The sequence below is a fragment of the Pseudomonas sp. RIT778 genome, from assembly GCF_019718735.1.
In the GTDB taxonomy this organism is placed as follows: Bacteria; Pseudomonadota; Gammaproteobacteria; order Pseudomonadales; family Pseudomonadaceae; genus Aquipseudomonas; species Aquipseudomonas aphyarum.
Map to the genome: position 1 here is coordinate 59,697 of NZ_JAIHBA010000009.1, position 21,468 is coordinate 81,164.

At 58.9% G+C, this 21,468-nt stretch carries 20 protein-coding genes; 15 read left to right on the forward strand and 5 right to left on the reverse strand.

Annotated elements, in window-relative coordinates; translation table 11 throughout:
- Positions 1–8: 8 nt before the first annotated feature.
- Positions 9–1,184, reverse strand: a complete 1,176-nt coding sequence (locus K5E37_RS07290) for a XylR family transcriptional regulator (protein ID WP_221533479.1) — start codon at positions 1,182–1,184, stop codon at positions 9–11.
- A gap of 202 nt (positions 1,185–1,386) precedes the next feature.
- Between K5E37_RS07290 and xylA the strand changes: the two genes are divergently transcribed.
- The 4 genes from xylA (at position 1,387) to K5E37_RS07310 (ending at position 6,707) form a co-directional block, all read left to right on the forward strand.
- Positions 1,387–2,703, forward strand: coding sequence for a xylose isomerase (gene xylA, locus K5E37_RS07295; protein WP_221533480.1), 1,317 nt, complete (start codon positions 1,387–1,389; stop codon positions 2,701–2,703).
- Between the two features lie 142 nt (positions 2,704–2,845).
- Positions 2,846–3,847 carry a D-xylose ABC transporter substrate-binding protein gene (gene xylF, locus K5E37_RS07300; RefSeq protein WP_007958130.1) on the forward strand — a complete coding sequence of 334 codons (1,002 nt, stop codon included), beginning with the start codon at positions 2,846–2,848 and terminating at the stop codon, positions 3,845–3,847.
- A gap of 166 nt (positions 3,848–4,013) precedes the next feature.
- Complete coding sequence (gene xylG / locus K5E37_RS07305; RefSeq protein ID WP_221533481.1) at positions 4,014–5,570, forward strand: D-xylose ABC transporter ATP-binding protein; 1,557 nt, start codon at positions 4,014–4,016, stop codon at positions 5,568–5,570.
- Positions 5,571–6,707, forward strand: a complete 1,137-nt coding sequence (locus K5E37_RS07310; RefSeq protein ID WP_221533482.1) for a sugar ABC transporter permease — start codon at positions 5,571–5,573, stop codon at positions 6,705–6,707.
- Between the two features lie 11 nt (positions 6,708–6,718).
- On the opposite strand, the gene K5E37_RS07315 is transcribed toward K5E37_RS07310, so the two are convergent.
- Complete coding sequence (locus tag K5E37_RS07315) at positions 6,719–7,600, reverse strand: LysR family transcriptional regulator (protein ID WP_127797798.1); 882 nt, start codon at positions 7,598–7,600, stop codon at positions 6,719–6,721.
- A 126-nt stretch (positions 7,601–7,726) separates the two neighbouring features.
- Here K5E37_RS07315 and K5E37_RS07320 point away from each other — a divergent pair, with 126 nt between their 5' ends.
- The 3 genes from K5E37_RS07320 (at position 7,727) to K5E37_RS07330 (ending at position 9,891) form a co-directional block, all read left to right on the forward strand.
- Complete coding sequence (locus K5E37_RS07320) at positions 7,727–8,716, forward strand: zinc-dependent alcohol dehydrogenase family protein (RefSeq protein ID WP_221533483.1); 990 nt, start codon at positions 7,727–7,729, stop codon at positions 8,714–8,716.
- A 177-nt stretch (positions 8,717–8,893) separates the two neighbouring features.
- On the forward strand, positions 8,894–9,157 hold the full coding sequence (locus K5E37_RS07325) for a hypothetical protein (RefSeq protein ID WP_007958136.1): 264 nt from the start codon (positions 8,894–8,896) through the stop codon (positions 9,155–9,157).
- Complete coding sequence (locus K5E37_RS07330; RefSeq protein ID WP_007958137.1) at positions 9,154–9,891, forward strand: Fic family protein; 738 nt, start codon at positions 9,154–9,156, stop codon at positions 9,889–9,891. Before K5E37_RS07325 ends, K5E37_RS07330 begins: the two co-directional genes overlap by 4 nt.
- Positions 9,892–9,968: 77 nt before the next feature.
- On the opposite strand, the gene ycaC is transcribed toward K5E37_RS07330, so the two are convergent.
- Positions 9,969–10,601: an isochorismate family cysteine hydrolase YcaC gene (gene ycaC / locus K5E37_RS07335; RefSeq protein WP_221533484.1), complete on the reverse strand. Its 633-nt coding sequence runs from the start codon at positions 10,599–10,601 to the stop codon at positions 9,969–9,971.
- Between the two features lie 220 nt (positions 10,602–10,821).
- Between ycaC and K5E37_RS07340 the strand changes: the two genes are divergently transcribed.
- From K5E37_RS07340 to K5E37_RS07360, 5 genes are all read left to right on the forward strand, one after another.
- Positions 10,822–12,423: a sensor domain-containing diguanylate cyclase gene (locus K5E37_RS07340; protein WP_221533485.1), complete on the forward strand. Its 1,602-nt coding sequence runs from the start codon at positions 10,822–10,824 to the stop codon at positions 12,421–12,423.
- A 479-nt stretch (positions 12,424–12,902) separates the two neighbouring features.
- On the forward strand, positions 12,903–13,409 hold the full coding sequence (gene msrA / locus K5E37_RS07345; protein ID WP_085604879.1) for a peptide-methionine (S)-S-oxide reductase MsrA: 507 nt from the start codon (positions 12,903–12,905) through the stop codon (positions 13,407–13,409).
- Positions 13,410–13,566: 157 nt separating this feature from the next.
- The gene (locus tag K5E37_RS07350; protein WP_221533486.1) at positions 13,567–15,078 is read left to right on the forward strand and encodes a diguanylate cyclase; all 1,512 of its coding nucleotides are present in this window, start codon (positions 13,567–13,569) and stop codon (positions 15,076–15,078) included.
- 32 nt (positions 15,079–15,110) lie between these two features.
- On the forward strand, positions 15,111–15,551 hold the full coding sequence (locus K5E37_RS07355) for a DUF6130 family protein (RefSeq protein ID WP_085604885.1): 441 nt from the start codon (positions 15,111–15,113) through the stop codon (positions 15,549–15,551).
- 25 nt (positions 15,552–15,576) lie between these two features.
- Entirely contained in the window at positions 15,577–16,149 is a 573-nt protein-coding gene (locus K5E37_RS07360) for a DUF4157 domain-containing protein (RefSeq protein WP_221533487.1), read from the forward strand.
- 59 nt (positions 16,150–16,208) lie between these two features.
- Here the strand turns inward: K5E37_RS07360 and gabP are convergent, their stop codons facing one another.
- Positions 16,209–17,615 (reverse strand): GABA permease, encoded by a 1,407-nt coding sequence (gene gabP, locus K5E37_RS07365; protein ID WP_221533488.1) that lies wholly within the window; start codon positions 17,613–17,615, stop codon positions 16,209–16,211.
- 302 nt (positions 17,616–17,917) lie between these two features.
- Between gabP and K5E37_RS07370 the strand changes: the two genes are divergently transcribed.
- The gene (locus K5E37_RS07370) at positions 17,918–18,454 is read left to right on the forward strand and encodes an AAA family ATPase (RefSeq protein ID WP_221533489.1); all 537 of its coding nucleotides are present in this window, start codon (positions 17,918–17,920) and stop codon (positions 18,452–18,454) included.
- A 58-nt stretch (positions 18,455–18,512) separates the two neighbouring features.
- On the opposite strand, the gene K5E37_RS07375 is transcribed toward K5E37_RS07370, so the two are convergent.
- Positions 18,513–19,727, reverse strand: coding sequence for an aldose 1-epimerase family protein (locus K5E37_RS07375; protein ID WP_221533490.1), 1,215 nt, complete (start codon positions 19,725–19,727; stop codon positions 18,513–18,515).
- 573 nt (positions 19,728–20,300) lie between these two features.
- Here K5E37_RS07375 and K5E37_RS07380 point away from each other — a divergent pair.
- Both K5E37_RS07380 and K5E37_RS07385 read left to right on the forward strand, forming a co-directional pair.
- Positions 20,301–20,663, forward strand: a complete 363-nt coding sequence (locus tag K5E37_RS07380) for a DUF6124 family protein (RefSeq protein WP_074690741.1) — start codon at positions 20,301–20,303, stop codon at positions 20,661–20,663.
- 223 nt (positions 20,664–20,886) lie between these two features.
- Positions 20,887–21,357 carry a lysozyme inhibitor LprI family protein gene (locus K5E37_RS07385; protein WP_221533491.1) on the forward strand — a complete coding sequence of 157 codons (471 nt, stop codon included), beginning with the start codon at positions 20,887–20,889 and terminating at the stop codon, positions 21,355–21,357.
- Positions 21,358–21,468 lie beyond the last annotated feature (111 nt).

The window sequence follows — 21,468 nt, forward strand, 5'->3', positions numbered from 1 at the left end:
GTGGCCGTCTATCTGGCGCCCTGCTGATATTCACGGGGCGTACACCCGAACTCTCGGCGAAACACCGTGTGCAGATACTGCGCGGATTTGAAACCGCACGTGCGGGCAACGTCCGCAATCGCCGTGTCGGTTTTTTCCAGCCCGCGAGTGGCCGCCGCCAGTTTGAAACGCAGAATCTCGTCATGCACGCTGCAACCACGCACCGCGCGAAAGTGCGACTCCAGCGAGGAGCGCGACACGCCGACATAAGCCGCCACCTGCGCGGTCTTGATGCCCTGGCAGGCATATTGGCGGATGAACAGCAGCGCCTGCATCACGTAGGGGTTGCCCAACGGTTGATGCAGGCTCGACACCTGCACGTTGATCGCTTCAGGCGGGATCAGGACATGCGCGCCCGTTGATGGTTTGCCGTGCAGCATCTGGTGCAGCAGTTGCGCGGCGGTGCGGCCCATGGTTTCAGTGCCCTGGATCACCGAACTCAGCGGGACCCGTGTCAGGCTGCGGGTCAGCGGGTCGTTGTCGATGCCGATCAACGCCACCTGCTCCGGAACCGCGATTCCGGCGGTCAGGCAAGCTTGCAGCAACTGCCGGGCGCGGGCGTCACTGACCGCGATGATGCCAATCGGCTTAGGCAGGCTCTGAAGCCAGGCGATCAGCTGTTCGACGGCGCTGTCCCACAGCGGCGCGCTGGTCCCCATGCCGCGGTAGACCTCGGCGTGCAAACCGTCCCGCTGCATCAATTTTAGAAAAGCCTTTTCGCGCTCCTGGGCCCATCGGTTCGCCTGCGCTTCGGGCAGGCTGAAGCAGGCAAACCGTTGCAGCCCGGCCTCGATCAAGTGCTCATAAGCCATGGTGATCAGCGCGTTGTTGTCGGTCGCGACGTACGGGATGCCTTTGGGATAGGCCCGCTCATCCTGATAAGAACCGCCCACCGCCACCACGGGCATCTTGATGTCGGCCAGCGCCTCGCCAATCAGCGGATCGTCGAAGTCGGCGATGATCCCGTCACCTTGCCAACGCTCGATGCCTTTCAAGCGGCAGAGAAAATCCTCTTCCAGGAACAGATCCCAGGACGCGCGCGTGCTGCTCAGGTAGTTGCCGATGCCGCTGATGATGCCGCGGTCATAGATCTTGCTCCCGTTGAACAACAGGGCGATGCGGTGAACAGGCGGTACGGTTTTCATTGTTTTCAGGCTTGTTCCGGGCCCCTTGCCGTAGAGGCGGTCTGCACAGACTAGGCGCGCAGAGGGCGAATCTCAATACGCAAAATCGCACTCCGTGTTGGTGATTTTCGTAATCGGCAGGCACAGGGCCGTTGCTAGTATCGGGACACGCCCCAAGAACAACAACCGAGAACAACAACCAAGAACAACAAGGACATTGCCAATGCCGTACTTCCCCGATGTCGACCGGATTCGCTACGAAGGTCCTGCCAGCGATTCTCCCCTTGCCTTCCGTCACTACGACGCCGACAAGATCATCCTCGGCAAGCCCATGCGCGAACACCTGCGCATGGCCGCCTGTTATTGGCACACCTTTGTCTGGCCGGGCTCCGACTTGTTCGGCGCAGGGACGTTCAAGCGTCCGTGGCAACACGCCGGTGACCCGATGGAGCTGGCCATCGGCAAGGCGCAGGCCGCGTTCGAGTTTTTCTCCAAGCTGGGTATCGACTACTACTGCTTTCACGACACGGATGTCGCCCCTGAAGGCCACTCGCTGAAGGAGTACCGCAACCACTTCGCCCAAATGGTCGATCACCTGGAACGCCATCAGGAAGAAAGCGGAATCAAGCTGCTGTGGGGCACTGCCAACTGTTTCAGCAATCCGCGCTTTGCCGCCGGTGCCGCCAGCAACCCGGATCCTGAAGTGTTCGCCTGCGCCGCCGCCCAGGTCTTCAGCGCCATGAACGCGACTCAACGCCTCAAGGGCTCCAACTATGTGTTGTGGGGCGGTCGCGAAGGCTACGAAACCCTGCTCAACACCGACTTGAAACGCGAGCGCGAACAACTGGGTCGCTTCATGCGCATGGTGGTCGAGCACAAGTACAAGATCGGCTTCAAAGGTGACCTGCTGATCGAACCCAAACCGCAGGAGCCAACCAAGCACCAGTACGATTACGACAGCGCCACGGTGTTCGGTTTTCTCCAGCAGTTCGGTCTGGAAAAGGAAATCAAGGTCAACATCGAGGCCAACCACGCGACCCTGGCCGGTCACAGTTTTCATCACGAGGTGGCGACGGCCGTCTCGCTGGGGATTTTCGGCAGCATTGATGCCAACCGCGGCGATCCGCAAAACGGTTGGGACACCGATCAGTTCCCCAACAGCGTCGAGGAAATGACCCTCGTCACTTATGAAATCCTCAAGGCCGGCGGCTTCGGCAATGGCGGGTTCAACTTCGACTCCAAGGTGCGCCGCCAGAGCCTCGACGAGGTCGATCTGTTTCACGGTCACGTCGGGGCCATGGACGTCCTCGCCCTGTCGCTCGAGCGGGCCGCCGCCATGGTCCAGAACGACCAGCTGCAACGGCTCAAGGACCAACGCTACGCCGGCTGGCAGCAGCCGTTCGGCCAGGCGGTTCTTGAAGGCGAGTTCAACCTCCAGACATTGGCAGAGCACGCCTTCGTCAACGAACTGAATCCGCAAGCCGTCAGCGGCCGGCAGGAAATGCTCGAAAACGTCGTCAACCGTTTCATCTATCGCTGATCGCCAACGAGGACTGCGGGTGCTGTGACATTTGCGCGACAAATCTGTAGTCCGTTGCGTCAGCTGATTCTCTACAGTTCCACCAGCCCGATATTCATCGTCAGGCCGTGTCTTTCAAACAAAAATAAAAGGACGCACCACCATGAAGAACGTAAAACGCACGCTGTTTGCCGGCGCCCTGGCGTTGCTTTCGCTGCCGGTTATGGCCGACGCTGCCCACCCGAAAATCGGTTTCTCCATTGATGACCTGCGGCTGGAACGCTGGTCCCGTGACCGCGATTACTTCGTTGCGGCAGCGGAGAAAATGGACGCCAAGGTCTTCGTGCAGTCGGCCGATGCCAACGAGCAGAAGCAGATTTCGCAAATCGAAAACCTCATTTCCCGTGGCGTCGATGTCATCGTCATTGTGCCGTTCAACGCCACCGTGCTGACCAATGCCGTGGCCGAGGCGAAGAAAGCCGGGATCAAGGTCGTGTCCTATGACCGCCTGATACTCAACGCCGATATCGACGCCTACATCTCCTTCGATAACGAAAAGGTCGGCGAAATGCAGGCCAGCGGCGTGCTGCACGCAGCGCCCAAGGGCAATTACTTCCTGCTGGGTGGCGCGCCCACCGACAACAACGCGAAAGTCCTGCGCGAAGGTCAGATGAAAGTGCTGCAACCGGCCATCGACAAGGGGGATATCAAGATCGTCGGCCAGCAGTGGGTGAAGGAATGGAACCCTACCGAGGCGCTGAGCATTGTTGAGAACGCCCTGACCCGCAACGACAACAAAATCGACGGCATCGTCGCCTCCAACGACGCCACGGCCGGCGGTGCCATTCAGGCCCTGGCCGCTCAGCAACTGGCCGGCAAGGTGCCGATCTCCGGACAGGACGCGGACCTGGCAGCGGTCAAGCGGGTGATCTCCGGCACTCAAACCATGACGGTCTACAAACCGCTGAAACTGATTGCCTCCGAAGCCGCCAAACTCTCGGTGCAACTGGCGCGCAACGAGAAACCCGCGTACAGCTCGCAGTACGACAACGGCAGCAAAAAAGTCGACACCATCCTGCTCACCCCGACTCCGTTGACCAAGGACAACATCGACCTGCTGGAACAGGACGGCTTCTATACCAAGGCGCAGCTCGCCGGAAAGTAACAAAGGCATCAATCCCTGGTTATGCGAAAACCCTTGTGGGAGCGAGCCTGCTCGCGAAGACGGTGTTTCAGCCTGCATCGCGATTGAATGTGCTGATGCCTTCGCGAGCAGGCTCGCTCCCACAAAGATCAGTGCCATGTGAGCCTTTGTTATGCGAGCTCTCTCCATGTCCGACTTTCTGCTGCAAATGAACGGCATCGTCAAAACCTTCGGCGGTGTCAAAGCGCTCAACGGCATCGACCTCAAGGTCCGGCCGGGTGAATGCGTCGGGCTGTGCGGCGAGAATGGCGCCGGCAAGTCCACGCTGATGAAAATCCTGTCTGCGGTTTATCCCCATGGCACCTGGGACGGTGAAATCCTCTGGGACGGTCAGCCGCTCAAGGCGCAGTCGATCAGCGAAACAGAAGCCGCCGGTATCGTCATCATTCACCAGGAACTGACGCTGGTGCCCGACCTGTCAGTGGCCGAAAACATTTTCATGGGTCATGAACTGACGCTGCCGGGTGGACGGATGAATTACCCGGCGATGATCCATCGCGCCGAAGCGCTGATGCGCGAACTGAAAGTGCCGGACATGAACGTGTCGCTGCCGGTTTCGCAGTACGGCGGCGGGTATCAGCAACTGGTGGAAATCGCCAAGGCCCTGAACAAACAGGCGCGCCTGCTGATCCTCGATGAACCTTCGTCGGCCCTGACCCGTTCGGAAATCGAGGTGTTGCTGGACATCATCCGCGACCTCAAGGCCAAGGGCGTCGCTTGCGTCTACATCTCCCACAAGCTCGATGAAGTGGCCGCCGTGTGCGACACCATTTCGGTGATCCGCGACGGCAAACACATCGCTACGACCGCCATGGCGGATATGGATATTCCACAGATCATCACCCAGATGGTCGGTCGGGAAATGAGCAGCCTCTACCCCACCGCCCCCCACGATATCGGCGAGGTGATTTTCGAGGCGCGCCACATCACCTGCTACGACGTCGACAACCCCAAACGCAAACGGGTCGACGACATTTCGTTCAGCCTCAAACGCGGGGAAATCCTCGGCATCGCCGGGCTGGTCGGTGCAGGTCGCACGGAGCTTGTGACCGCGCTGTTCGGCGCCTACCCCGGTCGGCACGAGGGTGAAGTCTGGCTGGACGGTCACCCCATAGACACCCGCACGCCGCTCAAATCAATCCGCGCCGGCGTGTGCCTGGTGCCCGAAGACCGCAAGCGTCAGGGGATCATTCCCGACCTGGGTGTCGGCCAGAACATCACCCTGGCCGTGCTGGACAGTTTCTCGAAGCTGACCCGCATCGACGCCGAAGCCGAACTGGGCAGTATCGATCGGGAAATTTCGCGCCTGCACCTGAAGACCGCGAGCCCGTTCCTGCCGATCACCAGCCTGTCCGGAGGCAATCAACAGAAAGCCGTGTTGGCGAAGATGCTGCTGACCAGGCCCCGGGTGCTGATCCTTGACGAGCCAACCCGAGGGGTGGATGTCGGCGCGAAGTACGAGATTTACAAACTGATGGGGATGCTGGCCGCCGAAGGCGTGTCGATCATCATGGTCTCTTCGGAACTGGCCGAAGTGCTCGGCGTTTCCGACCGCGTACTGGTGATCGGCGAAGGCCGGTTGCAGGGCGATTTCATCAACCATGACCTCACACAGGAACAGGTGCTTGCCGCGGCACTCAGCCAGCCTGACAGCCATAACAATAAAGATCGGAAATCCGCGTAAATGAATCAGGTCAAACAACTTTTCACCCGCTACAAGATGCTCGCACTGGTGTTTGCCGTGGCGCTGATCTGGCTGTTCTTCAGCTGGCAGACCGAGGGCGGATTCCTGACACCGCGCAACCTCTCCAACCTGCTGCGCCAGATGTCCATCACCGGGATCCTCGCCTGCGGCATGGTGCTGGTCATCATCAGCGGCGAGATCGATCTGTCGGTCGGCTCATTGCTGGGCCTGCTCGGTGGCGTGGCAGCCATTCTCGACGTTGTCTATCACGTACCGCTGCTGGCAAACCTGAGCCTTGTGGTGGTGTGCGGACTGCTGATCGGCCTCGCCAACGGTTACTTGGCGGCGTACCTGCGCATTCCGTCATTTATCGTGGGGCTGGGCGGGATGCTGGCGTTCCGGGGGATTTTGCTGGGAATTACCGGCGGCACCACCATCGCTCCGGTGTCGCCGGAACTCGTCTACATTGGCCAGGGTTATCTGCCGCATACGATCGGCGCGGGTCTGGGTGTCCTGCTGTTCGCACTGACGTTGTTCCTGACCTGGAAACAACGGCGCAATCGCGCCCTTCACGGCCTCGCGGCACACTCACTGGTGCGTGACGTGGCACGCGTGTTGCTGATCGGCGCGGTGCTGGCCGGGTTTGTCCAGACCCTCAACAGCTATGACGGCATTCCCGTGCCGGTCCTGCTTCTGTTGATTCTATTGGGCGGATTCAGCTACGTGACCAGCCAGACCGTGTTCGGCCGACGTGTCTATTCGGTGGGCAGCAACATGGAAGCGACGCGCCTGTCCGGTATCAATGTGCAGGCCGTGAAACTCTGGATTTTCGGGATCATGGGCGTGATGTGCGCCCTCGCCGGCGTGGTCAACACCGCGCGCCTGGCCGCCGGCTCCCCCTCGGCTGGCAGCATGGGCGAACTCGACGCCATCGCCGCCTGCTTCATCGGTGGCACCTCGATGCGCGGCGGTTCCGGCACGGTCTATGGCGCCCTCCTCGGCGCCCTGGTCATCACCAGCCTGGACAACGGAATGTCCATGCTCGACGTCGACAGTTACTGGCAGATGATCGTCAAGGGCAGCATTCTGGTGTTGGCTGTCTGGGTGGATGTGAGTACGCGGACCGGGCGGCGTTGATCGGGTGGTATCTACCCGAACGCCCCCCGCACGAAATCGATAAAGCTCCGCAGTTTGGGTGTCAGCCTCGGATCCGGCGCATACAACAGATTCATCGGCGAAACCGGCACCTTGTACTGCGGCAGCAGACTCACCAGCGTCCCGCTTCGCAGCGAATCCTTGACCAGCTCCAGCGGCAACATCACCACCCCCAGCCCCGCCACTGCTCCGGACAGCAACGGATCGCCCTGATTAATCGTCAATCGGCTTTTAATCGGCACGTCGATGCAGCCTTCCGGGCCTTCGAATCGCAGGTGCGAGCGGCCGTCCGAATAGGCGAACGCCAGGCATTCATGTTCCTGAAGGTCCCAAGGCGTGGTGATCGGTGGGCGGCGTGCGAGGTAGGACGGCGCTGCGCACAGCACCATTTGATAGGGCATCAGCGGCAGTGCCTTCAGGCCGCAGTCGGCGAGTTCGCCGATGCGGAATACCGCGTCGTATCCGCCGTCCACCAGGTCGACCAATTCGTTCGACAGCGTCAGGTCCACCGATACTTGCGGGTATCGGACCATGTACTCCAGCAGCTTCGGCGACAGCGAGCTGACGCCGAACGTGACGGGCGCATTGATCCGCAACCGACCGCTGGGCACGCCCCGGGTCACGGCGGCCATTTCTTCGGCGGCGTCCATGTCGGCCAGAATCAGCTTCGCCCGCTGATAGAACGTGCGGCCGAAATCGGTGAGGCTCTGCTTGCGAGTGGTGCGGTTGAGCAGCGAAACGCCCAGATGCTGCTCGAGCATTTTCACCTGCTTGCCGACCATTTGCGGGGACAGGTTGAGCTCGTCCGCCACCGCGCTGAAGGAGCCCAGCTCGACCGCTTTGACGAAGGTGGCCATGAGTGTGAGGCGATCCATTGGAAACTCGTTGTTTCTAGTGTTGCGCCATCCTAGGCCTTTATCCGGAGCAGGCCAAAGCCTAAATTGGCGTCCATGGCACCGGATAATGCCGGTGCAAATTCATCGATAACCGAGGAAGTACAGATGGCACGCATTGTCAGGATTCATGAATACGGTGACGCGAGCGTCCTGAAACTGGAAAACGTCGACGTCCCGGCACCTGCGGCGGACGAAGTGCAGATCGAGGTCAAAGCCTTTGGCCTGAATCGCGCCGAAGTGATGTTCCGCAACCATGCCTATCTACAGGAAGCGGAGTTTCCCAGCCGTCTTGGCTACGAGGCTGCCGGTGTGGTGGTGGCGGTTGGCGCCAACGCCAGCGAGTTCAAGATCGGTGATGCCGTCAGCCTGATTCCGCCGCTGGACATCGCGCGCTGGGGCACTTACGGCGAACTGGCCAACATCCCCGCCCACCTCACCGTCAAGCACCCGCAGAACCTGTCGTTTGAACAAGCGGCGGCGTCCTGGATGCAATACGTCACCGCGTGGGGTGCGCTGGTCGAACAGGCCAAATTGCAAAAGGACGATTTCGTGATCGTCACCGCCGCCTCCAGCAGCGTCGGTCTTGCAGCTTTCCAGATCGCCAAAATGGTCGGCGCCACCTCGATTGCCGTCACCCGAACCCGCGCCAAGAAACAGGCCTTGCTCGACGCCGGCGCGGCGCACGTGGTCGTCAGCGATGAAGAAGACATGGTTGCAGCGGTCATGGCGCTGACCGACGGCAAAGGCGCGCGGGTGGTGTTCGATCCGGTGGGCGGCCCGTCGTTCGAACCGCTGACCCAAAGCATGGCGCGCGGCGGCATCCTGCTGGAGTACGGCGCCCTGAGCTCGGAACCGACGCCGTTCCCGCTGTTCACCGTGCTGGGCAAATGCCTGACCCTCAAGGGTTACCTCTACACGGAGATCGTCTCCGACCCGGCCATCCTGGCGCGCGCCAAGACTTTCATCGGCGAAGGACTGGCATCGGGCGCGCTGCAACCGATAATTGCCAGGACATTTGCCCTGGATGACATTCAGGAAGCGCATCGTTTTCTTGAGGCCAATCAGCAGGTCGGGAAGATTGTCGTCACGGTTTGAGGTGACGAGCCCCCTGCTCTTCTGTTTGCGGTAGAAACGACGAAAGCATTGGTTTTTGGATGGCTGCGAGCTTGCGTAGCCGTTCATCAGGCTGTGGCTGTTCGGGACGCGCCGGCTGGAAAATCTGCGGAAGCGGCGTCATGCTATGCTCAGAGCAAGTGAACAAGGGCTTTCATAATGACTAAACCAGCCACTGACAGCGTCGCAACCGAGGTTCGTCGGCTTGCCAAGGCACATCACGTTACCGCAGACCGTGACAGCATGAGCTGCATGGCGGTTACCATCACTCGTCTGGCAGGAGATGTAGTTGAATTGGACGGTGTTGAGCAATTGCTCGTCAACCTCAAAAAGAAAGGTGTGCTGAACAAGTCCGAAATCATGTCGTACCAAGGACGCTACCTTGAGGAAAAGAGGCGTTCAAAAAAGAAGCTTAGTGCATGATATTTGATCCTTTCGGCGATTTCGAAACAGCGGGTTACCTTCAAAACTCGCTCAAGCTCAAAGACCCCACTGAAGTAAAAGAGTCCGAGCATCTCGCCTTCGAAGCGAGTATCGAAGACGCTCTGGCCTATCTGGCAAAGAGAAAAACCATCGATTTCAAATCCGTTCTAAAGACACATGAAATCCTGTTCTCCGGTTTCTATCCCTGGGCGGGAAAAGACAGGAACGAACTCGTCCCCCACCTCGCTGTTTTCAAGGGATCGAAAGAAGATCCTCACCACACAGTCTTTGAACGTCCCGACCTCATTAAAAGGTCCGTCGAGTACGCTCTTGAACTTGCAGCAAACAAGAAACGCTTCAGAGATCGTCCAGGGGAAGTGATGGGGCAGCTCGCCTCTGCTCACCCGTTTCTGGATGGCAATGGCCGCACAATACTGCTCGTGTACATGGAGCTGTGCTATCGGACGAGGTTTGCCATCGATTGGTCAGAAACCAACAAGGACGAGTATCTCCGCGCACTCAGTAATGAAATTCAAGATCCGTTCAAAGGGCATCTCGACACCTACCTGTTACCGTTCGTCATCGACATCTCCAGCCGTGACGAATGGCCGGAGATGATCGGCGGCATAAAAGGATTGGATGGTCTGGACAAAGAAGGCATTACGTACGGGAGCCTTGACGACCCAGAGATTCAGCAGCTCTATAAAACCTATAGAGCTCAGCCAATCGAATGACGGGCGCGTCCGGAGTAACGCAATAAAAACGAAAGCCTGCTTTTTTCAAAGCAGGCTTTCGTCCATCCAGCATCCGGTTATTTCTGATGCGCCGTCAGTGCCGCGTAACCATTCATCAAGTTGCGGTAGTTCGGGATGCGCTGGGACAGCAGGTTGCCCAAGCCTTCGATGTCGTTGCGCCAGTCGCGGTGCAGTTCGCAGGCGACCGAGAACCAGTTCATCATCTGTGCGCCGGCCTGGGTCATGCGGTTCCACGCGGCTTGCTGCACGGTGGTGTTGAAGGTGCCGGAAGCGTCGGTCACCACGAACACGTCAAACCCTTCCGCCAGCGCCGACAGGGTCGGGAACGCTACGCACACGTCGGTCACGACACCGGCAATGATGATCTGCTTGCGACCGGTGGCCTTGATCGCCTTGACGAAGTCTTCGTTGTCCCAAGCGTTGATCTGGCCTGGGCGGGCGATGTACGGCGCGTCCGGGAACATTTCCTTGAGCTCCGGCACCAGCGGGCCGTTCGGGCCTTGTTCGAAGCTGGTGGTGAGGATGGTCGGCAACTCGAAGAATTTGGCCAGATCAGCCAGCGCCAGCACGTTGTTCTTGAACTCGTTTGGCGAGAAGTCCTGAACCAGAGAAATCAGACCGGTCTGGTGGTCGACCAGCAGAACTACGGCGTCGTCTTTGTTCAGGCGGTTGTAGGATGGAGTGCTCATGTTTGAATCCCTTTTTAGTTGTGGAAGTGCGTTTGCGTTCAAGATGGGCACAGATTACTGACTCGCCTGAAAGCGATAAATCGCCTGAAAAGCGTTTCACCGTCAACCCAAAACGGACAATCCACTCAAACTGCCAGGCAGTTCACACAGCCACCCCGACCTTCGCGCCTATCCTTGTCATAATGTTCACCCGCTCAGAACGACCTCCAGGGAAATGTTGATGCCCGGACGCAAGACGCAAGCGCCCACTCCAGATGAAGCACCGCGCGCGCCCCGCAAAGGGGTGAAGGCCGGCTCGACCTTTCGGCTGACCGTCAGTTTCATGCTGATGGTGGTCGTGGCCTTTCTGGCGGTAGAGAGCTGGCGGACTTGGCGCGACTATCGTTCGGTCTTTGCGTCCGCGCGTGATTCGGTGACCAACCTCGCCCGCGCCACGGCGCAGCATGCCGAGGACACCATCCGCCAAGTCGATGTGCTGACTGCGGGGCTGGCCGAGCGGGTCGAAGGCGATGGTCTGCAGAACCTGGATGTGGCGCGGATTCACAAGCTGCTCATCCAGCAGTCGAAAATCATGCCGCAGCTGCACGGCCTGTTCATCTACGGTCCGGACGGCCATTGGATCGTGACCGACAAGGAGGTCACGCCCGAGACCGCCAACAACGCCGACCGTGATTATTTCCAGTACCACCGCACCCATGAAGACCGGCGCGTGCGCATCGGTCAGGTGGTGGAGAGCCGTTCCACCCACGACCTGATCATTCCGATCTCACGACGTTTGAATAACCCCGATGGCTCGTTCGCCGGCGTGCTGCTGGGGACGGTCAAGGTCAGTTATTTCGTCGATTATTACGGTGACTTCCGCATCGATGACAAAGGCGCGCTGGTGCTGGCGATGCGCGACGGCACGATTCTCGTGCGCCGGCCGTTCATTGCCTCGGTGGTCGGCAAAAGCCTGGCGAACAGCGAGATCTTCAAGACCTACCTGCCCAACGCCAATCAGGGCATTGTCCAGATCAGGGCGGTGGTTGACGACACTGAGCGGCTTTACGGCTATCGCGCACTAACCACTTACCCGCTGGTGGTCGAGGCCGGTTTGTCCCGGGATTCCATCATCGCGCCGTGGCGCCAGGACCTGCTGAAAAACGGCTTCGTGCTGGTGCTCCTGATTCTGGTGCTGGCCTGTTTCGGGCTCATCGTCCTGAGCCAGTTGCGCCAGCGGATGGCGATGGAACGGGAGATCCGTTCCGCGCACAAGACCATGCGCGACATGGCGCTGACCGACAGCCTCACAGGCCTCGGCAATCGCCGTCGACTGGACGCGGCGCTGACGGATGAGATTCGCCTGGCCCGACGTCAGGGTTCTCCGCTGTCATTGATCATGCTCGATGTCGACTACTTCAAGCGCTACAACGACCAGTACGGTCACGCTGCCGGCGATGACTGCCTGATCGCGGTCGGCGACGGGATTCGCAAAGCGGTCAAGCGGCCTTCGGATCTGGCTGTTCGCTACGGTGGCGAGGAATTCACCGTGCTGCTGCCCAACACCGACAGCGCCGGGGCAATTCAGGTGGCTGAAGACATTCTGCAGACCATTCGCTCGCTGGAGCTTGAACATGCCGGGCATCCACTGGGGTATGTCACTGCGAGTGCCGGGATCACCACGCGTTATCCGGTTGACGATGCGGTGACCCCGGCCACTTTGCTCAAGTCAGCCGATACTTGTCTGTATCAGGCCAAGCAGCAAGGGCGGAACCGCTGGTGCTCGGCGCAGGCATCCCGGCAAATCCAGCCGATTGCGGCGATGCCGCGCACGGATCGCTGAGTGCAACTAAAACCAGCCAATTCCAGCGTCCTTCACGTACATAAGCAGCGTCCTACAGCAGCCGTCCCTCACGCCTGATTACGTGGGCACCCTCGCCTTCGATACCATCTACTGCCTGATCCGGACAGAACACAGAGGATGCGAAGAAAAGGCGTCTTTCCGCTGGACCTCGATTCAAGCAACCAGGCACGAGAGGTGTCCATGAAACACAAGAAGCCAAAAGCTCAACCAGCGCTTGCTTCCAGACTTCGTACCGAAGAACCCGGTTTGCCCATCAGGGTTTCAGCCAGTCAGCGGCATTTTTTGAAAGTAGCCGCAACGTGTGGCAAAGAAATGGAGCCTGATGGTTGGCTCGCCGGTGGTGGGCAAACACCGTAAGCCGACGCTTCACGATTTATTTACCGGCTCAACCTTGGAATCGGCTCACACTCCCTCATATCAAGGAACATCTGCGACCCACTCGAGAGGAAGGACATGCCATGACCACTCAAACCGAAACTGCCATTCTCGCCGGCGGCTGCTTCTGGGGCATGCAGGATCTGTTGCGCCGCTACCCCGGCGTGCTACAGACGCGGGTCGGTTATTCCGGCGGTGACGTGCCGAACGCCACCTACCGCAACCATGGCAATCACGCCGAGGCCATCGAAATCGTCTTCGACCCTGCCGTGATCAGCTATCGGCAGATCCTTGAGTTTTTCTTTCAGATCCACGATCCGAGCACGCCCAACCGTCAGGGCAACGACCTCGGTCCGAGCTATCGTTCGGCGATCTATTACCTGAACGAGCAGCAACGCGATGTCGCCGAAGACACTGCGGCCGATGTCGACGCGTCAGGCCTCTGGCCAGGCCGGGTGGTTACCGAAATCGAACCGGCGGGACCGTTCTGGGAAGCGGAGCCGGAGCATCAGGATTACCTCGAGCGCATTCCGAATGGCTACACCTGCCACTTCATTCGCCCGAACTGGAAGCTGCCGAAACGCGGTTGAGGTGCAGCGGGGGTCGGTGCAGTAACCCGTTCATCTATTGCTGCAGCGACACCTGACTGCTTGTATCCTTGCGCACGATGAGGACGAACGGCTGCCGTTATTGCCTTGATCCAATAGCCTCTGGAACGGAAAAACGGACTTTCCATAAGGTAGTGACGTGAAGCGAGATACGCACCTGGTTGTGCTTTTGCTGTTGGTTATCGGCTGTTCCCTGGCCTCACTGACTGTCTGGAAGGTGCTGGCCTCTCGAGAGCGAGCGCTGGAGGAAGTGGACGTTCACGGGTTGAACCTGACCCAGGCGCTTGTCACCTATTCCGAAGGCATTGTCCGCCAAAGTTCGGCGCTTTTGCTCGGGCTCGTCGAACGCCTGGAAACCGAAGGCAGTGGCCCCGTTCAGATCCAGCGGATCAGTTCGCTGATCGACCGGCAGGAGCCGCTGATGCCACAGCTCAGCGGCATCACCATCTACGACAGTCAGGGACGCTGGCTGATGTCCTCCAACCGGCCGATTCCGGCCGGGGCAAATAGCAGTGATCGGGCCTATTTCATTCATCACCGCGATGATCCCTCCCCCGAGACCTTTATCGGTCCGCCCATTCAGAGCCGCTCCAATCAGGAATGGGTCATCACCGTCAGTCGACGCTTCAATGATGCTCGCGGTGAGTTTGCCGGAGTGGTCGCGGTGACCTTGGGCATCGAAAACTTTCTGCGGCTGTTTGGAAAGATCGATGTCGGCCAGGAGGGTGCCATCGGATTGTCCTATACCGATGGTACGTTGCTGGTTCGCTACCCCTTCCGCGAGCAGGACATGGGGCGCAATTTTTCAAAGTCGCCGATCTACGCCAAGTACCTGGTGGATCGCTCTGTCGGCACCGCCTCGTTCACGTCCAGCCTGGACGGTGTGGAAAGGCTCTACGCCTTTCGCAAAAGTGACCGGCTGCCGCTGATCACGACCGTCGCTCTCGGGAAACGCGAAGCCCTCGCCGCGTGGCGAACGGAGGCGCTGCTATCGGCCGTGGTGGTAACGGGCTTGCTGGCGCTTACCGGTCTCATCGGCTGGTTTTTGATACTGGATATCCGACGCAGAACCCAAGTAGAAGCGGAGTTGATGGGCACTCAGCAGCAGTTGCTTTCGTCAAACAGGCAACTCGAGCTGTTGGCGATGAAGGACGCCCTGACCGGTCTGGCCAATCGACGCTGTTTCGATGTGACGCTGGACCTGGAGGCGCGACGAGCGCAGCGCGACGGCACGTCCTTGGCACTGCTGATGATTGATATCGACTACTTCAAACTGTTCAACGATTCCTACGGGCATGTTGCCGGCGACGATTGTCTGCAACGCGTTGGCAACGTCGTGGAGACGTGCGTGCGCCGTCCCTCGGATCTTGTGGCGCGGTATGGCGGTGAAGAGATGGGCGTCATCATGCCCAATACCGACAGCGAAGGTGCGCAGATCGTGGCGCAACTGATCCTCGACCGGTTGCAGCAAGCGAACATTTCCCACGAATCCAGCCCGTTGGGACGAGTGAGTGTCAGCATCGGGATTGCCACTGCCGCCGGTTCCCGACTCACCCCCGTGCAAGGTTTGATCGAAGCCGCCGATCAGGCACTGTACAGTGCCAAGGCCTTGGGGCGAAACAGGTCGGTGAAACTGCCCGGCTTGATCTAGCCTTAAGTGAAACCACGCGGGAGAAAACCACCATGCCCCTCCCCCCCAAACACCTGTTCGCCCTTGCCATGGGTGTCGTCTCTTGCATGACGGCGCATGTTCAAGGGGCTGACACACTACAGCCACCCGCAATACTCCCGGTGCAATCCGAATCGGCGCCGCAGCTCATCGCCTACCCGCCCCTCCCTGCGCCACTTGCCCGTGGTGTTGTCATCATCCAGTACCGAACCGAACATGCCCGAATCATGCCGGTGTTTGGCAATGCGGCGGCGGAAGTATCACCTCGTCTCGGTCACCTGCATGTCACTGTCGACGACTGGAAAGGCACCTGGGCGCACACCAGTGAAGATCCGATCATCCTGGTGGGGCTGACACCCGGCAATCATAAGGTTCTGCTTGAAGTGGCGGATCCGACTCACCGGGTTCTCACCAGTGCGACAGTCAATTTTGTCGTTCCCGAGAAGACGCCCTGAAGAGGCCATACATCGAAAAGCGCCCATGCCCTCCACGCTTATCAGCCTCGTCACCTGGCTTGCCCTTGTAGCGCCGGCCCAGGCTGACACCTGCCCTGCCGGCGAAAAACAAGTATGCCTCGACAGCTGCATTTGCCTGCCGGACCCGGAACGTCTGTCTGAAGACCTCTTTCGGATCGCGGCTCCCGCGCTGGCCATGGGATTGATTCAGGCCCGCGCCGAAGCCGCCAGCACCGACATCAAATCGATTCCCCCGCATATCCGGGAGCAACTGCTGCGCTGGTATGACCCCACCGTGCTCGATGCTGTGCACTACAAAATCACCGACGACGGCCAATACAACGCCGCCACGGCCATTCTGCAAAACCCGGATGTCGGCGCGGTGACGCTGATCGACATCATCCTGTTCCGCGACGCTGAGACCGCAGAGCAGAACGTGGCGCTCTGGGCGCACGAACTGAAGCATGTGCAGCAGTTTCAGGAATGGGGAGTCGAAGGGTTTGCTCAGCGGTATACGCAGGATTTCAATGCGGTCGAGGCGCCGGCCTACGCGATACAGGGCGAAGTCAGACGTTGGCTGCGAGCCGAAGCCCGATGATCGGACATCCCCTGCGTCCATGCCGGGGATAGCCCCACCGTTCAAGCATCAGAAAAACCCTAGGCCTCACCCGCCGAAACCGCCGCCCTCACCTGCCCATGCTGCCGCGTGGTCACCAGCCCGATAAAGGAAATCGCCAGCGCCAGCCCAATGGTCGACGTCACTTCCAGACGATGCTCGGGCGTCACCATCATCACCGCCAGCGCAGCGCAGATGAACGCGATCACCAGCCACGTCAGCCACGGAAACAGCCACATGCGAAACGTCAGCTCGACGTTCTGCCGACGCAGCATCCGGCGCATACGCAATTGCGAAACCGCGATCACCAGATACACCAGCAACGCAATCGCGCCGGAGCTGGCGAGCAGAAACTGGAACAGCCCGGCCGGCATGAAATAGCTGAACAGCGTCACCCCGGCGCCGATCACGGTGCTGGCAATCACCGCCGCCCTCGGCACGCCCGCAGCGGAGGTCACTTTCAGCGGTTGCGGGGCATCGCCGCGTCGGCCCAGCGAGAACAGCATTCGCGAGGAAATGTAGATCGAGGAGTTCATGCAACTGGCCACGGCGATCAGCACGACCACATCGACCAGGAATTTGGCGTTGGGAACGTTCATCAACTCCAGCGCGCGCTGGTAAGAGCCGACGGACGCCAGCAGCGGATCGTTCCAGGGCACCACCGAAATCACCACGAAAATCGACAGCAGATAAAACACGCCGATGCGCCAGATCACCGAGCGCGTGGCCTTGGCGATGTTCTGCGCCGGGTTGCTCGATTCGGCGGCCGCGATGGTCACCGCTTCGGTCCCGATAAAACTGAACATGATGGTGATAAAGGCGCCGACCACCGCCGACAAACCATTGGGCGCGAAACCGCCGTGCTCTTCCATCAACCGGCTCAATCCGCTGGCCTCACGCTCCGGAATCCAGCCCATCAACACCGCAAAACCCAGCCCGATGAACCCGATGATCGCCACCACTTTGGCCATCGCGAACCAGAACTCGAACTCGCCGTACTTGGACACGCTGAACAGGTTGGTCACCACCAGCAAAATGATCGACAACAACGCGAACAACCACGCATCGACCTGAGGAAACCACTGATTCAACACATGCCCGGCAGCCAGCGCTTCGATCGGAATGACCAGCACCCAGAACCACCAATACAACCAACCAATGGTGAACCCCGCCCAGCGCCCGATGGCCTGATCGGCATAGGTGGAAAATGATCCCGTGTCCGGATGGGCCACGGCCATTTCGCCGAGCATGCGCATGACCAGCACAACCAGCAGACCGGAGAAGAGATAAGCGAGCAAGACGGCCGGGCCGGCGGCGGCAATGGCGTGGCCGGAGCCGACAAACAGCCCCGCACCGATGATGCCGGCGATGGAAAGCATGGTGACATGACGCGGCTTGAAGCCCTGCGCCAACTGACCGTTCGAGTCCTTCGAGTTCAGGCTATTCATTGTTTTTGTTGTTCTCTGGTGATCGACGTTTGGGCGTACTGACGACGTGTCAGGCGATCATCATTTCTTCCTGTTGCCCTGCTCCAGAGCGGCGCACCTCAAGCGCTGCAGCGTTAAAAATCGGTCGGACGACGACGCAGGGCGATGAAATGATGCGTCACCTTACGTGCCTGGCGTTGATCGCAAATAGCCTGGGAGCGGCATGGGGGCGTCTGATTTCGACATGGTGAGTGGCGTTCGGACTTCTGTCGGAGAGCCGATTCCTGCACAATCGCCGGCTTTTTTCGCGACAGGAAGTCCCCATGCAACGGATCGTCATTCTGGGCAACGCCGGCAGCGGCAAATCCACCCTCGCCCGCGCCCTCGGCGAACGCCTCGGCCTGCCGGTGATCCACCTCGACAAACTGTTCTGGGAACCCGGCTGGATCGAGCCCGACGCCGAGCAGTTTCGCACCCGCGTACGTCAAGCCGTCGCGGCAGAAACCTGGGTCTGTGAAGGCAACTACGCCCGACGAACCTTCGACATGCGCCTGCCTCGCGCCGACCTGATTATCTGGCTCGATACTCCACGCCTTACCTGCCTCGTCCGCGTGATTAAACGCAGCGTGATGAACCGCCCTCGCCCGGATCTTCCTGCGGGTTGTCGAGAAAAAATCGATCGGGCGTTTTTGACCTTTCTGAAGTTTGTGTGGAATTTCGACCGGGGCTACCGGCCGGGAATCGACGGAGTGCGCCAGGCCATTGGGCCGGAGATTCCGGTGGTGCATTTACGTGGGACGCGGGAGATTGCGAATTTCGTCGAACGGCTACCGGTAACGGGCAACGACTTGTTGGTTTAAAAAAGGGAGGCTGATTTATTTAGGAAAAATAAATCAGCCTCCCTTTTTCTGGCCGGTGTCAGCCCTTGGTCAGATCAACCAACGGTGCCTGCCGCACCTCGGTCTCCCGCCCGCCCTGAATGTCGCTCACCTGCTTCAAGGCCTTGTCCACTGCCGCCTTATCCGCCAACAAGCTGTAACTGATGCGGAACTGTTTGTGTTCCTTCGGCCCGATGGTGGGCACCAGGTTCAGTGGCCGCTGATAACGGCGGTTGTAGGAAAAGCTCGTCCCCGGCTCCAGCCCGGTGACGTAACCCTGACCTTGGGTATCGGTGTTCTTCCACAGGGAAAACACTGGCAATGTCTGCGTATTGAAGCCAACCGAAACGCCCAGGCTGCCGGCCTTGTTATGAAACACGGTCAACGTATCGCCCTTGGCATCGGCATACGGCACGACGTTGTAAACCGTTTCGTCGTAGTCCTTGGTCGGTGCGCGATAGGTTTGCCATTCGGCCAAATCGCCCTTGGCTTTGTCGTTGAACGGCGACACCTGTTTCACCGGCGCGGCGAAACGAGCGCCTTGCTCCAGGAACGGGGTGCTGAAGTTGCTGTGGTACAGCGCCTGGTATTCCTTCGGATAGTCGCCGTTGTTGGTCAGGGTATCGTTAAGCGCGAACACTACGCTGCCGGGTTCGGTGACCAGTTCGGTGGCGACGGAGAAGTCGACTTTCTTGAACGCCTGCTCTTTCAGCTCACCGCGCAGGGTGATGGCGTACGGTGGCGTTTCATCGATGTGCAGAGTGACTTTGTTCGCAGGAATGTTGGCGGCCCGGCCGTGCAGGGTCAGCAGTTCGCCGTTGTCGACGCCGGGGTGGCCGACCCATTCGTATCCGCAGCGGGTCACCAGTTCGTTGAAACCCTCCAACCAGCCCAGACCACCGCGGCCATTGAGTTCGATGAAGGACGGATTGACCACTTCCTTGACCGGCGAATCCCAGCCCATGCGCACATTACCGACCGAGGCCTGCAAGACGTTCATTCCCCGCGTCGGCACCACCGAGAGTTTCATCGTGCCGTTATCGATGTCGACAATGCTGACGCCCTCCTGCCGACCACCATGCAAAGTGCGCAGGCTGACGCTGAAGGGTTTATCGGTTTTCACGCCGAGTTGCTGGCTGGTGATCTGCCAGTTCTGAGCGGCTTTGTCGGTGTCGAGCAGAACGTAATCCCAGGCCATGGCGTGGGAGGCAGCGGACAGTGCGCTGAGGGCAACAACGAGTTTGAGCGGGGTCATGGGGGCAGCCTTTTCTTGGAGTTGTGCCTTTTTTATAAACCTGCTGAAACGTTTCATCAAGCTTAAAAAGTGACGTGCGCTGGTAGATGACGAGAAAGAATGGGTACGGAGAGGAGAATTGAAATCGATGTGAACGTGTTATCCCGCAGGCTGGAGTTCGCTTTTATTCTGGAGCGGCATGGGCGTCTGATTTCGACATGACGAGGGCGGCGTGTTTAAGCGTTTTTCGAATGGTGTTTAGAAACGCCCGGCATTACTTCCCCACGGCTACAGCGTCTTGCGTCATTGCCTACGACTACGCCAGAATCCGCCGGCTTGTGCGTCTGGGGTGCGGGTTTTATCGTTTCCGGGTCACTGAAAAATAGTGATCGGGTTTGGTAGCCCGCAGCGCTGACGCATCGCGTCACCTCATGCAGTTGCATTCATGCGACTGGATTTATGGTGGCCATGCTCAGGGCTTCTTCGGAAGCGCCGGTTCCAGTGCTCCGGTCTACCAACCTGCGTATGGTCGCCACCCCTCGTTTGGTAGCGAGAGTGGATGACTCCCCTTTAATAAGTGCTGGAGATTCATCTATGTTCAAACCAACACCGAACCCACCGGAAACCGACCCGGTTTCTCCTTACAAATTTCCCGACTCCCGAACGCTCAACGAAGCGGCCGAACGCGCGCTTGATCACTATCTCACCCCGCAGCAACGGATCATGGGCAGCCATCACAAGCACGACCCCATGTACATGGCCAACCCGGCCTACAACACTGAATCCCTCTTGGCCAACGCCAGCGAATCATTGGGATCGGCCAGCGAAATGCTTAATAACTTTGCGGCCACGCTGGAGCCTGCCCATCGCAAGACTGCGATCGGGATTGCGCAGTTGGTGATGTTGAGTGAGTTGGCGGTGAATCAGGCGTTGGATCATGTTGAGGTGAAGAGCTGAAAGCCAACCCCTTCATCATGACGGCTTGAGAAAACGATGCCAGCCGAAGCTGCCACAGTAAATGGCAGCTATCGGCCTGAAGCAGACGTTGCATCGGGCTGGTTCTTCTGAATCGAGAAGTCTTGTGAACTTTTTACTAACGGCGTTCAGTCCTCGCCTTTAGAAAAGGTCTGTCTTTTGCCACGATCCGATTTCAAAGTCTTTGTTGTATTCCGCGCGGTAGATGATCACACCTGATCAAAGCGGGTCGTTGAAGCATTTCACTCCATACGACCTTGGCGTTCCTCTCATGAAATCATGCGTTTTTGTGTTACTGACCTTCTCGATTTCCCATGTGTGGGGTGCCGCTATTGAGCAAAAGGCATGTGATGTGGCCGGCAACAGTATTTTGCAGGTCACGCAATGCATGGAGCACCTCGCCGTTCAAAAGCGTGCTGCCGTTGAGCGTCTGTACGCGGACTCTTTGGCAAAAGTGCCTGAAATTTCGGATGACGTACGCGCCACTCGGCAGCAGTTCGAGCAAGAACATGCCTCATGGAGAACGTATGTGCGCGAGCACTGCAATTTCTATGGCGGGGTTTCGGAAAGAGCCAGTGCGTGGATAAGTCTTGCCGCATTGCGTTGCGAGCTTGATGAGTTAGATGCTCGAAGCTCTTTTTTGCAAAACATCCCGTGGAATCCAGAGCGTTATTAATCAAAAAAAGGAAACCAACTTATTTTCCGTAAAAATAAATCTAAAAACAAGTCCGCCCCCATTTTTCCTATTTGAATAACATCGAAAGCAAGATTTCTAATAACGATTCAA

What these genes read in the sequence shown, in the direction of transcription:
- K5E37_RS07360 (WP_221533487.1), top strand. Translation starts at nt 15,577, where the DNA reads ATGCCCTCCACGCTTATCAGCCTCGTCACCTGGCTTGCCCTTGTAGCG.
- K5E37_RS07370 (WP_221533489.1), top strand. Translation starts at nt 17,918, where the DNA reads ATGCAACGGATCGTCATTCTGGGCAACGCCGGCAGCGGCAAATCCACC.
- K5E37_RS07340 (WP_221533485.1), top strand. Translation starts at nt 10,822, where the DNA reads ATGCCCGGACGCAAGACGCAAGCGCCCACTCCAGATGAAGCACCGCGC.
- K5E37_RS07385 (WP_221533491.1), top strand. Translation starts at nt 20,887, where the DNA reads ATGATCACACCTGATCAAAGCGGGTCGTTGAAGCATTTCACTCCATAC.
- ycaC (WP_221533484.1), bottom strand. Translation starts at nt 10,601, where the DNA reads ATGAGCACTCCATCCTACAACCGCCTGAACAAAGACGACGCCGTAGTT.
- K5E37_RS07330 (WP_007958137.1), top strand. Translation starts at nt 9,154, where the DNA reads ATGATATTTGATCCTTTCGGCGATTTCGAAACAGCGGGTTACCTTCAA.
- K5E37_RS07380 (WP_074690741.1), top strand. Translation starts at nt 20,301, where the DNA reads ATGTTCAAACCAACACCGAACCCACCGGAAACCGACCCGGTTTCTCCT.
- K5E37_RS07355 (WP_085604885.1), top strand. Translation starts at nt 15,111, where the DNA reads ATGCCCCTCCCCCCCAAACACCTGTTCGCCCTTGCCATGGGTGTCGTC.
- K5E37_RS07375 (WP_221533490.1), bottom strand. Translation starts at nt 19,727, where the DNA reads ATGACCCCGCTCAAACTCGTTGTTGCCCTCAGCGCACTGTCCGCTGCC.
- K5E37_RS07290 (WP_221533479.1), bottom strand. Translation starts at nt 1,184, where the DNA reads ATGAAAACCGTACCGCCTGTTCACCGCATCGCCCTGTTGTTCAACGGG.
- K5E37_RS07325 (WP_007958136.1), top strand. Translation starts at nt 8,894, where the DNA reads ATGACTAAACCAGCCACTGACAGCGTCGCAACCGAGGTTCGTCGGCTT.
- gabP (WP_221533488.1), bottom strand. Translation starts at nt 17,615, where the DNA reads ATGAATAGCCTGAACTCGAAGGACTCGAACGGTCAGTTGGCGCAGGGC.
- K5E37_RS07310 (WP_221533482.1), top strand. Translation starts at nt 5,571, where the DNA reads ATGAATCAGGTCAAACAACTTTTCACCCGCTACAAGATGCTCGCACTG.
- K5E37_RS07320 (WP_221533483.1), top strand. Translation starts at nt 7,727, where the DNA reads ATGGCACGCATTGTCAGGATTCATGAATACGGTGACGCGAGCGTCCTG.
- xylF (WP_007958130.1), top strand. Translation starts at nt 2,846, where the DNA reads ATGAAGAACGTAAAACGCACGCTGTTTGCCGGCGCCCTGGCGTTGCTT.
- msrA (WP_085604879.1), top strand. Translation starts at nt 12,903, where the DNA reads ATGACCACTCAAACCGAAACTGCCATTCTCGCCGGCGGCTGCTTCTGG.
- xylG (WP_221533481.1), top strand. Translation starts at nt 4,014, where the DNA reads ATGTCCGACTTTCTGCTGCAAATGAACGGCATCGTCAAAACCTTCGGC.
- xylA (WP_221533480.1), top strand. Translation starts at nt 1,387, where the DNA reads ATGCCGTACTTCCCCGATGTCGACCGGATTCGCTACGAAGGTCCTGCC.
- K5E37_RS07315 (WP_127797798.1), bottom strand. Translation starts at nt 7,600, where the DNA reads ATGGATCGCCTCACACTCATGGCCACCTTCGTCAAAGCGGTCGAGCTG.